Genomic DNA, 13,625 nt, shown 5'->3' with positions numbered 1-13,625 from the left:
GATTTAGAGACGAGGTTATATTTGGGACGGGATTATAGCGTATAGAGAGGCTGCAGGTTAAGGATAACCTTGCAGCCATGTATTGTTATTAAGATTGAGACGCTGGAGGAGGAATGCTGATGTTCGCGTTACCGCTTCGGTAATCAATCGTCAACAGAAAGTGTTGTAAGACGTCATAACCGAGAATACCTCTAACGCGCTTCCCTTTGATACGGCTAAATGACGCTTGTTTAGTTTCGGCGATATTTGCAGACTCTCCTTCTGCAGGAACTGTGACCAAGACATCTTCCAATGCGTAAGGCCCAAATTGAAGCTCCGATATACGAAATGCCTCGTTTATTCCGCTCGTATTTGCTCCCCTGGCGTATAGCTCAGTAGTTTCATACTCTTTAAGCCAGCCATTAGACTTTGCTAGAGAGCGTTCAACCATTACACCTCCAGCATTGCCGGTATCCAAAAGTAACCAAACATCCACCTCTTTATTCATTGTGACAGAGACAAGTGGTTTACCAGTTCCTCGCTGTTTGACCAACTTTATATTTTCAATTTCGCTCATATCCCAGGTGTCGTGCGGGACAATCCTAAGCCGACTGTTGGGGTAATCAATTTGGACGATGAACTGCTCAAGGAATGTTTCACCCAGAAGAATGGCAACATCACTGCCCCCGAAGTTGAGTCCGGCAAGACCATCCATCTTCACCTCAGTACCAAACATTCCGACATTCAATCCATTGTAGGTGCTACGGGTTTCCTTGCCATAAACACCAACAACCTCAATCTTGTTACCTGTTTTAAGGTCTAAATTATGAGCCTTTCTAAATCGATTGTTAATGGCATTGAGCTGTGAACCTGTATCCAATATTGCGTATGCCTCAATACCGTTTGCGGTGATGGGCATTTTTATATGACCGCCTTCCAGCTTAAACTCAACCCAGGCCTGAGCTGTCAAAGAGAATGAGGTTAATAGTAGAAGTAGTATGTATCTGAACATTGCTGTTTCCTTCGCTTGTTGCATAGTCCAATGAGCCTTATATTGACTCTTATTCGAACAGTAATATGTAACATTTTATTAATGTATACAATGACTTCGCTTCAAATTCGCCATAAGCAGTTTGAATACGTATGGGACAAAATCAGTAAATATTAGCCATGCATCGTGGTATCCTGCGTCGATTTACTTATTCCACAGCGCTACATAATTCAAACAGGGGAGCTTCAATATGATTTACAGCATGACTGCCTTTTCTCGCCATGAGGTAAAAGCCGACTGGGGTAATGCAGTGTGGGAGATCCGCTCGGTCAATCAGCGCTACCTGGAAACCTATTTTCGACTCCCTGAACAATTCCGCGGTCTTGAGCCTGTGCTGCGAGAACGATTCCGGAGCAAGCTGGCGCGGGGCAAAGTTGAATGCGCATTAAGGTTTAGTGCCAATGATGCAGCAGTAGGCAAGTTAAACCTTAATGAAGAGTTGGCCAAACAGCTGCTGCATGCCGCAGACTGGGTTCAGTCACATGGCCAATCAACCGGCGTTAACCCGGTCGATATTCTGCGTTGGCCCGGTGTCGTCGCGGCAGAAGAAGCGGATATGGACAGTATTCAGGCCGACATGCTTGCCGGCTTTGATACCGCACTGAATGATTTTATCGATGCCCGTGCTACGGAAGGAAGCACGCTTAAAACGCTGATTGAACAGCGTCTTGATGGCATTGAAGTTGAAGTGGCAAAGGTTAGCGAACGCATGCCGGAAATCATCGATTGGCAGCGCGAGCGTCTCACCAGTCGTTTTGAAGAAGCAAAAATTGAGCTTGATGAGACCCGTCTGGAACAAGAGATGATACTCCTTGCCCAAAAGGTCGATGTAGCCGAGGAGCTAGACAGACTCACTTCTCATATCAAAGAGACACGCAAAATTCTCAACAAGGGTGGGGCATGCGGACGCCGTCTGGATTTTATGATGCAAGAATTCAACCGCGAGTCTAATACCTTGGGCAGCAAGTCTATTCATACTGACATCACCCAATCCGCAGTAGAGCTGAAGGTGTTGATAGAGCAAATGCGCGAGCAGATCCAGAATATTGAATAGAACGCTCAAACGCGACATAAGAGCATATTTTACAAAGACTTAATAGATATCATTGTTTTCAGTTGTTTTCATTTGATTTCAAAAATGTTGACAAAAACGCGGCAATATTGTTGACAAAACAACACGAAGCTCCTAATTTCATTAAATGTTTGTCAACAGTACCGGCTTATGTCCAAGCAGCTCAACGACTTACGCATCAAGTCTCTTCTGAAACAGGGGAAACCCTTAAAGCAATCAGTTGGTAACGGCCTTTATTTCAGGGTTTCCAGTTCAGGCACTGGCAGCTGGGCTTTTATGTATACGATTCAGCGCAAGCGCAAAGAGATTTCTATTGGAACGTACCCGTATATGTCCCTTGCAGAGGCAAACCTAAAGGCGTTTGAGCTAAAGTCTTTGGTCAAATCGGGAAAAGACCCCAAAATTGAAAAGCAGCGCAACGAAAGTGGAGAATTTAACATTGTCGACGATCTTGCTTGCGATTGGCTGAAAGACTGCGAAAGGCGTTTAAAGCATCCTGAAATACCTGCAAGAGTCTATACCAAAGACATAAAGCCAATACTGGGCGATATTCCACTTCATGATGTAAATGCCAGGGATGTAAGGCGAGTTATTGAGCGTATTCTGGGAGGAAAAATTAAGCGCCCCACCATCGCGAACGATGCACTGGGCTTTATGAAGCAACTATTCAGGCACGGAATAAAGCTCGATGTCATTAACTCCAATCCTGCTGATGCCTTTCGCCCATCAGATGCTGGTGGCGTGGAAAAAGCCAGAGATCGAGTTTTGTCTTCAGCCGAGCTAGAACAGCTGTTCACCGCAATCAACAAACATAAAATACAGTTTGGCTACGAAAATAGGCTCGCAGTTCAGCTGCTCTTATTAACCGGTGTTCGCAAAAATGAATTACTTCAGATGAAATGGTCAGAGCTTGATCTTGATAATGCAGTTTGGACTTTGCCTGCCTCGCGTACAAAAACCAGTGCGGAGTTTAGAATCCCACTCTCAAATAGTGCAGTAGTGATGTTTACCGAACTTAAGCGACCATCGAGCTACTCTGAATATGTTTTTCCTAACAGACGTGTTTCAAAGCGCTATCCGCACGTAAGCCCTGACACACTGAATCAGGCCATTTCGAATTTACTGGCAAACGATGATGTAGATATTGCGAAGTTCACAGTTCATGATTTGCGCCGAACATTTCGGAGTCTATTGGCTGAGCTCAAAGTACCGGGCCATATTGCGGAACGATGCTTAAATCACAAGTTAAAGGGTGTTGAAGGCATCTATGATAAATACGACTACTTTGAAGAGCGAAGACTTGCACTGGAGAAGCTTGATAAGTTCATCATAACCTTGCTCGGTGCGGATTAGTTGTCTAAATGGTTCGTAACCAGAACCGAGATAAACCTGCTAGTGCTTGTTTACGTGTCGCCGCCCCTCACCCTGATGAATTGTGGAATTCCTTGGTAACGACAAGCCGCCGTTTACAAATTCACTCTCCAGACATAAATCTCAGGCAATGAATTAACCGATCTAATTCGCATAGTTAATGTCGGCTTTTTAACTGAGAGCAGATCAGACGAACTATCCCTAATTACTGAGGCTTCACGGTAACACGCATATAAAACAGTGTTTTTTGGTGTGTTAAAGTTTGTAAGCGTCTGATATTAAGTATGAATATGGGAATTTTTTGCATGAAGCACGTCCGGTGTTACTGTGAAGTCTTCATATAAGATGTTAGGCATCTCAAGCAAACTCACTTTGTCGAGGATACTGGGTTAAGGAATTTAGACTAATGAAGCGATTGATAGACCTCACAAATAATGAAGCTAAGCAGCACTTCCTAAAATGCAGCAGTTACTTCAATGCTGACCTTCCAAAATATATAAGCTTTCAACCACTTCTTACCTCAGTATCACAGGTGATGAATGAAGGTGGGTTTTATCAATTTAAGTCTACAAATCCGAGTGAGTTGTCGGGTGTAAACTACAATCTGATAGCAAATAAAGATGGGAAGCTCGCATGGCGCCCTTACGAGTTAATGCACCCAGTGATTTATGTTTCTTTGGTGAATGTGATTTGTGATGATAAAAACTGGAATCTCATCAAGGATAGGTTTACAGAGTTTGAGAATGGCTTTGTGGATTGCTGTAGCGCTCCAGTGATGTCTGTGGATAATCAAAGTGATGTTGCTTCACAGGTTATGAACTGGTGGCAAAAAGTAGAGCAACGATCGCTTACCTTTTCATTAGAGTTTAGCCATGTGCTGCATACCGATGTGACAGATTGCTATGGCTCTTTATATACGCATAGCATTTCTTGGGCATTGCATGGAGTAGAAGAAGCTAAGAAAAATCGACGAAGCAAGTCACTTCTTGGTAACAAGATCGATTCACATATTCGGGCCGGTCGATATGGACAGACAAATGGAATATCTCAAGGCTCTGTTTTAATGGATTTTATAGCCGAAATTGTCCTTGGGTTTGTCGATCTTGAGATCACTCAGGAGCTCCGAGGTAAAAGGGACTTTCGTATATTAAGGTATCGTGACGACTATAGGATTTTTGCAAACAGCGATGATAGAGCTGAAGAAATACTTAAAATCATCAGCGACAAGCTAAGAGTTGTTGGCATGAGGCTCGGAGTGTCCAAGACCTATTCGTGCCGTAATGTAGTGGAAGGTTCTATAAAGCCGGACAAACTTGCGGGCATAGAGTTACAAGATCTTGGTACGACTAACGCGAAAACTATCCAAAAGCAGTTGCTGAGGCTCCACTCCTTTGGTCAGCGCTACCCTAATAGTGGAGGTTTAAGACGAATTGTGAGCGAGTTTCATGCCGACATTTCAAAGCAAACGGAAACTCCAGATGACCTAGAGGTGCAGGTGGCAATCGCTACTGATATAGCTTTTGTCTCCCCTGCTACATTTCCAGCCATAGCCGGAATATTAAGTTATCTAATCTCAATAGCTCCTGCTTCTGAAAAAGTGCAGCTCTGGGAGAAAGTACGCAACAAAATGGCTAGAGTCCCATACAATGGATATCTAGAGATTTGGCTTCAGAGAGTTACACAGCCTGCCAAAATAAATATCCAATTTTCTAGTGATGAAGCAATTTGCAAGATAGTCAATGGTAGCAAAGAAAAGCTATGGGAAAACGACTGGATATCGAGTCAAGATTTAGTTAGAGCACTTGATGTTTCACAAATTGTAATATCCTCAGCTGAAGATGAGAGTGAAGTTGTTCAACCAGCGGAAATTCAGCTTTTTACTCAAAATGCATGGACATACTAGTGCCTAACAAGCGCATGTTGTCGGACTGGTTTTACGCTGCACACTAAACCAGCCTCAAATGCGTGCGTTATACGTTATGAAGGTTTAAATGGAAGGTATAGTCTCAAACATTCGAAAGCGATACTTGAAGGCATTTTCTAGTTACGTAAAAAGCGCTAAGGAAACACCTTTTTTTACTTCCGATTTGGTGGTGATTGGGGTGATAGACAGAAGTATCGGCTTGGTTGAAGCTATGCCAGCTCTCATCGCTTCCGAGAATATCCATGCGTTCGCGCCACTACTTAGAGTTCAGTTGGATGGTCTGTTACGTCTGCATGCATTGAGAATTGTTAAAGACAGAGAATCACTCGCCGGCCACATAGTAAAAGGCAACTCCTTGCGCGACTACAGAAGCGATGGTAAGAGGCTAACTGATAGGTACTTGGTCAACTCTCTCAAGGATGAGTTGCCTTGGGTTGAATCAATGTACGACACCCTATGTGGCTGGGTACACTTTTCGGAATCCCACATCTTCTCATCTGTATCAGAAGGGAAAGAAGACCGAACTATCGAAATTGGAATAGGCGAATACCGAAAAAAGCTGAAACCTCAGCTGCTAAAAGAGACGATAGGTGCAACAGAGGCAGTCCACAATGCAATTGCTACGATAGCCGAAGCCTATTTCGCGCTTCCTAGACACCTATAACAAATTAACCCACGTGGACGGCTTATCGCATGCTTTCATCACTGCGTTACATAGTTTAGGCTGCTGAAGCCGTCCATTGTTAGGGCATTCTTGACATTCCGCTAATAAAGTAAAGTGATTACTCATATATTGAGTGACTATGGCATGAAATCCGCAATTATTCGCTATTAAAAATACCAAAAATGCGAACGTGAGCAGCTTTTTCCCTAGCTGTCCGTTAGATATTGTCTGTCCCCTAAACTGAAAACGTCTCATTGGATATGAGTTTCTTCAAGTCAGTAGGATTCTCGGTCACACATAATGCCAGTATTTCAGCGAAAATCAGCTTGTGTAAATCCCACCGAAACAAAACCATTAGAAAAACCACTATAAAACATGGCTAATTTAAGTATATAAATATTAATAGCCATATAAATCAATCATTTATAACGCTTCTTATAAATCTTTCTTGGTTTTAATGGATCTTTTGCGGGGATCCTATTACCCTTTTTACAAGTTCGAAAGAAGTTGGAGCTATAAATGGCAGACATTATTCACAACTGCGAATTCGATGAGTTCGGGTGTTGTCCCTCCTGCAGCCTTGATTACGCCGAGTGCCAGTGCCCGGGCCCATTTGACCAGTTTGCTTTTGAACAACATTTATCTGACGCAACAACAAATAAGGATAAACAAGATGAGCGCGACGAGAAAATTCGAGCATAAAATAGACAACATCGATGGATTGTTAACCACTGTAAAAGGCCTCGGTTGCGACCATGCATTGGTTAAGGTGCTTGGTAAGAATGCTAACGATAAGAATCAGGTTTACTGGAACTCTGATTTCAACATGTTAAACCAGATCCATGATTTTCACTTTCAGGAACGAGCATTTAGCACGAGCACAACGAAGCCACTATCTAATACCAGAGCAAGAATACCGGAAGGCATTTTTAAATCGTTCTACTGGGTAGACACAGAACATAAACTGGTTGCCGCGAAAAACGCAAAGATGCTGATATACGCACAATACCCGGAGATGCGTCTTAGCGGCTTTAAAACTATAGAAAATCAGATCCCTGAATCACTATCTGTTGAATTCACTAAAGCTAATCCTGACGTAAAGAGATTGTTTGTTCTAGGCCGCGTTCCCGGAACAGGCGCAGTTGCATTTATGGTCATCGCAGATGATTACCTCGTAGAGCAGGTCAGGAAGCTGCGCGGTCATGAACTGTCACAAGTAGTAAAGGTTTTATTGGACGGAAATGATAAACACGGAAGGCTAATGCCATTACTAGCCAAAGTAGCTAATACTTGGATTCCCGGTGTCAGATTTAACAAAAAAGGGGAGACGATACCGTTTAATAGCACTCAAGTCTGTGGATATACACTAGAACATGCATTAGATATCAGACCCAATGCTGACAAAAATGGTGACTTTGAAGGTATAGAGCTTAAAACGCATACCATGAGAAAAGTATCCTTGATGACCCCTGAACCAGATATGGGTTTGTATGCAAAGGACTTTAAAGCTTTTATGACTGACCCAGAAATTTGTTACCTAAAGCCTGATGGAAGCTGGCGTTTTACTGGCATACACAAAACTGGTAATCGCTGCGCTAGAAGCAACCTTACAATGGAAATAGTGAATTACGATCCGAATGAAAAGAACTTTTCTAAGCAGTTAAACAAAGATATATACGTTGGTCTGTTCAAGCCGGACGGTACATTAGCGGCAGGTTGGAGTCTCGAGCGACTGATGAACTGCTGGGGCGCAAAACATAATGAAGCAGTATATATTCCTGCAGAAAAACGAGCGGCTGAGGGTCAAACCGCTATCGACATGGGCTGCGCAAATGAAGTGCGATTTGCTAACACCGTTATGTGGTGCAAGGGTACAGGGCCGGATAAACTGTTACGTGCGATTTATGAGGGAATAATTATTCTCGACCCTGCACCAAAGTATGTTCCCGAACAACCGAAACTTACGAAACGCCGTTGTCAATGGCGTGTGAACGACATTAGCGCAGCACTGCCGCACCTTTACGAAAGTTTCAAAGAAGTCGCCCTGTAATAAAAAAGACTTGAATTGAGTGACGCATTAGTTGCCGTATAGAACGTTATTAATATTACCAGTATTGTGCAACCCAAAAGCGGAGAGCCCAAGACTCTGGTTTCAATGCTTAATCAAATTTTTTACTAAATTGGTTTTTAAGCTAAAAAAGGGGGCTTTCCGTAAACATTGACGTAATAGCGGGAAAATAATTGCTCTGAAGTATTGGCGACACATTAGCGCACTCAACAGAGCAGATAAAAATCGCCGCCTTAGAATCTTGTGTAAAGACAGATATATTGACCGTAAATGCAGAATATAAAGGGAGGGCGTTGTGCAAGATAGCAGCTCCAAGGCTACTGGCTATGAACCAGAAACCCAAAAGTCGTGGGTAGGTGCGATATGTGGATATTTTAGAGACTTTCTGGATACAGATTTTAAAAAGACCACTGCACCAAAGCGGTCTATCTCCAATCGCAATAGCGCAAATGTGCTTACTGGCATACCTCTGAATAAGTACAACTCATTTCGTGACGAACTAATCAAGCGTCTTTCAACACCATTTGATGGGTCAATGTCTGTCAGCGTCAATGTACCGCGGGGGCGTTATAAGTCGAGGATGAGCAAGCGACTTTTGTCAGTCATAGACCAGCATATAAAGTCGATCGCAATTGACGAATTTATGCAGGTCGCATCTAACGCAAAAGTCGCTGCCAGAGAACGAGTAAAAAAATTCAAAGATGACCCAGATGGGTTTGCAAACAGTCTCATTGACCAGTTGCAAAATAACTTACTAAATCTGGCGGTCAATCCGCTCTTAGAAAGCTTAGATAATTATTTTAAGCAAATGAGCCAAAGCGGTATTGAGAGTATTTACAATATCGAAGAAGAGCTTGGCGCAAATCTGACAGCGTTCATCGATGAGCCTATCTCAGCAGCTGTTGCCGCAGCGATTGTTGATGACGATTTTACAATGCTGGATGCATTAATCGATGACGCGTGTGATAGCGATGCTATCAAACAGAAGCTCATCGACTATTTTCGCGCTTTCGATAGCAGTGATTTATTCGCTGAATTGTCTGAGCTTCGAGGTTCACTTAGACTCATCGATAATTCACAACTCTATTTGTACTTGGCAAGCGTCAGATTTAAGAATACTGCCTACCCCCTTCTCTACCTGCCAGTGTCTGTGGAGCTTAAGGAATCAGCGTTTCATCTGCGGGCAGATCCGCACTTGTACATTAATAAACGGGCCGTAGACTTTCTGATAGGTGAAGTAAATAGAAGTGGCGAAGGAGCGGTCTCATTTGCGCTTCCCGATAGAATTTTATATGCAAGCGAGGGCGAGTCGGTACTGGGTAAGGCGCAGCCGTTCATTGATGAGTTTACCAATGCACTTTCCCTTAATGGCGTCATTGATTTAAAAGCCAGTCACGCAGAAAAAGCATCACGTTCCAGTTGTAGCGTCGATAACGCGTTTCATTTCAGCATCTTTGATAAAGGCGATGAATCGCTACTTAATGATTATGAAGAGCTACTAACCTCGCTAAACAGCACTGAAGCCCTCAAATTCGATAAGTTGGCAGAAGAGTTCGAAAGCTTGATAGAAAGCTTTATGTTTGGTGAGTCAGACTCATTTGAAGCGGAAGTCGAAGCAGATTGGGAGTCTATGTCGCTAACCGAGCGATTGGTCTATGAATCGCCGGTACCATTAAATGAAGAACAGCGAAAAATCATCTCGGGTTTAAATAAACCGGGGTGTAAGTTCATCTCCGTAGAGGGGCCTCCGGGCACCGGAAAAAGTCACAGTATTACGGCGGCTGTCTTTGATGCCATCCTCAGAGGCAAGAATGTGCTGGTACTCTCAGACAAGGCCGAAGCACTCGATGTAGTTGAGAACAAAATCAGACAGACGTTGAGCGCAGTAAGGGTGGACGATAATTTTCAGGACCCCATTCTACGATTAGGAAAGCAAGGCAATACGTATTCGAAGATACTCTCAACGAAAACCGTAGAGCAGATAAAACGCAGCTCGCAGGTGGCCAAATCGAATGAAAAACGATTGCATGAAGAAATTGAAAAAAGGTCGAGCGCGCTGACTCAGAGTTTGGGCGAACTCGAGAGCACATTGACCAGTATCGATATTCAAAAAATTGCAGAAATATCGAGAAATGAACCTGACACGTTCGCTTTCACCGATCAAACACCAGAAACATTTTTATATGACGTCAGTTTTTGCAAGGGTATGGCGAATGCAAGGGCGTTAATTAAATTTTTCTCTGAGCCACCTGTCAGGGAGCTAACGACACTCTTAGATATTTCTTTCACCAGTGAAGCGCTGTATGACTTTTTCGACCAACTGGAAAAAATGCTTAGAGTCATTGGCAACCTAACACCACCACCCACCTTTCACCTTTTTAATCAATTTGATGTCAAAGACCTGCAGACACTAGCAGATATCATCGACCGCATTCAAGACGCTGAACTGCCTGTGTTTGGGTTCTTATTCGCCAAATCAAAATTGCAGTTGGTGAAAAGAAAATTGGTGAACGCATTCAATTATCAGGGATTAAATGAGCACCCGAGAACGATGATTCAGACACTGCAGGAAGCAGAGTCATTTTTCAGAGAATTTTGCCAACAGTGCAAAGAGAGCGGCATAGAAGTTAGCGTTCAAAACACGATACTGAAGTTGATGAAAAAAAGGGTTAGCGCAGATATCAACGGTCTCGACAGTGCCAAAGACGCCTTCGAGGCACTGATTAAGCGAATAAAAGTGTCAGAGCGAACATTTGCAGAGATTGGGTTGAGCGAGTCTGACCTAACCGCGTTGGCTGGCAATCATGGAGATGTAAATGCTAAAGCAATCGTAAAACTCGATAATCATATCGAAGCTTGCCGAGATATTTTTGACTGCTTCCAGCGTGCCCCGAACCTTGACTACCCAGCACGACGCGCAGAGCTAGAAGGGCTTCAAACGCAGAAGCTTGCCAATATTATCGATGAACGCTTAGTAACATTCGCCAATGAGTCGAAAAATAAAGCCAGTCAAATTAAAACCATCATCCAGAAAAAACAGAAGTTCCCGAAGGAGCAGTTCGCGGCATTAAAAGAAGCTTTCCCCATTATTATCGCTGGGATACGTGATTATGCGGAGTACATTCCATTAGATGAGGAAATTTTCGACCTAATTATTATTGATGAAGCCTCTCAGGTGTCTATTGCTCAGGCCCTCCCTGCATTTATCCGTGCCAAGAAGGTATTGGTTCTGGGTGATAAAAATCAGTTTAGCAACGTCAAAACAGAGAACGCCTCAAAAGCCGTTAACCAGTCTTACAAAGCTGCTGTCATGGAACAGTTTACCAAGCAGCAAAACAATCTGGACGATGCAAAAATCAATCAAATAAAACTTTTTGATGTTAAGACATCGGTATTGGAATTTGTTGACAGAATAGCCAACCTGAAAATTATGCTTCGCAAGCACTTCAGGGGCTATCCGGAGTTGATAAGCTTTTCCAGTAAGTATTTTTATGGCAACCAGCTACAGGCAGTGAAGATCAGGGGTAAGTCTGTAAACGAGATCATTGAATTCTGTGACGTTGAGCATGATGGCAGACATGAACTAAAGGGGAATGTAAATGTTCCTGAGGCAGATGCGGTTATTCAACGTCTTAAAGCCATCTACACATCGCACAATGGTGAGGATGTATGCGTTATCACGCCGCACAATGAACAGCAGAAACACTTACTCCAGTCAGTACAATCATTGCCTGAAGGTACTGAGCTTATGGAAAAGCTGAGGCTGCGGATCTTCACATTTGACTCATGTCAGGGAGAAGAAGCCCATACGGTGATTTACTCGATGGTTGCCACTTCGCAAAGAGACCGACTTAATTATATTTTCGCTAAAGATCTCAATGATGCTGAAGATGTGGAAGATAATCTCAGGCTGCAGCGCCTGAATGTTGGTTTCAGTCGGGCAAAGGAGCGAATAGTTATTTTCCACTCTAAACCGATTGAGGATTTCAAAGGCGGCATTTTTCATGCACTGAACCACTATCGTGCAGCGATCGACAAAGGGTTGAGAGGGCCAGAAACAAGAGATGTCGACCCCGCATCGCCCATGGAACTGCAAGTATTAAGCTGGCTTAGGGAATTGCCACTTTTAGATGAATTAGGCGACAAGGTCGAAGTGGATGCCCAATTCGAGTTAGGAGCCTACTTGCGACAGCTTGATCCGTTTTACTCTCACCCAGATTACAAGGTCGATTTTTTATTAAAAATCCAAGATGGAAACCGCACAAAGCAGATTATTCTCGAATACGATGGGTTCAAAGAGCACTTTACTCACTTTAATGAGGTTAATGCACTGAATTACGAATACTACATGCGACCGGAGGATATAGAGCGGCAAAAAGTACTAGAGAGCTACGGCTACACCTTTGTGCGGATTAATCGCTTTAATATCGGCAGTGACCCAGTAAAAACGCTAGACCTGCGTCTTCGAGAGCTTTTAAAGAGTGCACGAAAAGAGCCATCACCACCAAGCCTTGTAGCAGAACTGCAAAAAGAGCAAAACGCCTTGGAAAACGGCGATAGCAAAGTCTGCGCGAAGTGCAAAAGTGTCAAGCCGCTTGAAGAGTTTTACGACGAAAACCTTCAGGGCGGAAAAGGCGGATACGGGCGCAACTGTTGGTCTTGCAAGCAAGCGGCTGGCGCGACTAAGAAAAAAAGGCTGAAAAAAAAGGACTTCGCGGCAACGTATTCTGCAGGAAATAATGAAGTCGGATCGGGTCCAAATGGCTGGGTGTACCTAAATTGTCCGTATTCGGATAAAGACGAATGCAGACAACTTGGTGGCAAGTGGGACCCATATAGAAAACAATGGTATATCCCTAGCGGTCAAGATGTTGCTAAATTTAAGAAATGGCTATAATGCATTCTGACGATCATATTCATTCAAATTCGGAAAATCATTGGTGCAATCGACTCATAGAGGCAGACTAAAGCACTATGAGGATAGTTTAGCGAGTAAATGGGATGTCGAAATCACGGAAGTGTTCAAGATGTGGATCGTTGGGAGACCTTAATTTAGTGACTGTGTCATATGATGGAGTAAGCGAGACAGGACGTTTGCTCGTCTATTGTCATTTATGCAGAGAACACTTTAAAAAACTTCTTTTGGTCAATGTCCCTCTGAACGAAGTCAATAGCGAAGTTTGGCTTAATCTTTATGCTTCAGGGAGGACTCAGTCAGACCCAACGACTGCATGTGAGATTGTATTCGGCAAGGTAATCCACAACATCGTTAAACAAGCCGAAGACATACTATGCCAGTCGGATGAGGAAAAAGCTGACGGATGATTCCAGCCTAACTGTTATATATTTCACTCCTATTTAATCAGTCGACAACGCGTTGAAAACCAAGCTAAGAGTTTGAATCCATCCTTGACGGATTGGATAAAATCTAAGACTCTAGTGGAGAGTGTTGTATGCGCTCTGGTGTCTCTCCCCGCAATATCACACCCAAAGGCT

General features: G+C 43.4%; 7 protein-coding genes. 6 read left to right on the top strand and 1 reads right to left on the bottom strand.

Annotated features, from left to right (window positions below; all coding sequences use genetic code 11):
- Positions 1-88 precede the first annotated feature (88 nt).
- Complete coding sequence (locus tag G441_RS0109225; RefSeq protein WP_051275457.1) at positions 89-1,015, bottom strand: pepsin/retropepsin-like aspartic protease family protein; 927 nt, start codon at positions 1,013-1,015, stop codon at positions 89-91.
- Between the two features lie 205 nt (positions 1,016-1,220).
- On the opposite strand from G441_RS0109225, the gene G441_RS0109220 reads away from it, so the two are divergent.
- From G441_RS0109220 to G441_RS0109190, 6 genes are all read left to right on the top strand, one after another.
- Complete coding sequence (locus G441_RS0109220; protein WP_026376089.1) at positions 1,221-2,084, top strand: YicC/YloC family endoribonuclease; 864 nt, start codon at positions 1,221-1,223, stop codon at positions 2,082-2,084.
- A gap of 168 nt (positions 2,085-2,252) precedes the next feature.
- Positions 2,253-3,455: a tyrosine-type recombinase/integrase gene (locus tag G441_RS0109215; RefSeq protein ID WP_026376088.1), complete on the top strand. Its 1,203-nt coding sequence runs from the start codon at positions 2,253-2,255 to the stop codon at positions 3,453-3,455.
- A gap of 424 nt (positions 3,456-3,879) precedes the next feature.
- The gene (locus G441_RS0109210) at positions 3,880-5,376 is read left to right on the top strand and encodes an RNA-directed DNA polymerase (RefSeq protein ID WP_026376087.1); all 1,497 of its coding nucleotides are present in this window, start codon (positions 3,880-3,882) and stop codon (positions 5,374-5,376) included.
- An 88-nt stretch (positions 5,377-5,464) separates the two neighbouring features.
- Positions 5,465-6,061, top strand: coding sequence for a hypothetical protein (locus G441_RS0109205; RefSeq protein WP_026376086.1), 597 nt, complete (start codon positions 5,465-5,467; stop codon positions 6,059-6,061).
- Between the two features lie 550 nt (positions 6,062-6,611).
- Positions 6,612-8,111, top strand: a complete 1,500-nt coding sequence (locus G441_RS0109195; RefSeq protein ID WP_169726066.1) for an MvaI/BcnI family restriction endonuclease — start codon at positions 6,612-6,614, stop codon at positions 8,109-8,111.
- A gap of 313 nt (positions 8,112-8,424) precedes the next feature.
- Positions 8,425-13,026: an AAA domain-containing protein gene (locus tag G441_RS0109190; protein WP_034474765.1), complete on the top strand. Its 4,602-nt coding sequence runs from the start codon at positions 8,425-8,427 to the stop codon at positions 13,024-13,026.
- Positions 13,027-13,625: the final 599 nt, after the last annotated feature.

This window comes from Aestuariibacter salexigens DSM 15300 (genome assembly GCF_000429145.1).
Lineage (GTDB): Bacteria > Pseudomonadota > Gammaproteobacteria > Enterobacterales > Alteromonadaceae > Aestuariibacter > Aestuariibacter salexigens.
This window is presented reverse-complemented; position numbering and strand designations above follow the sequence as displayed.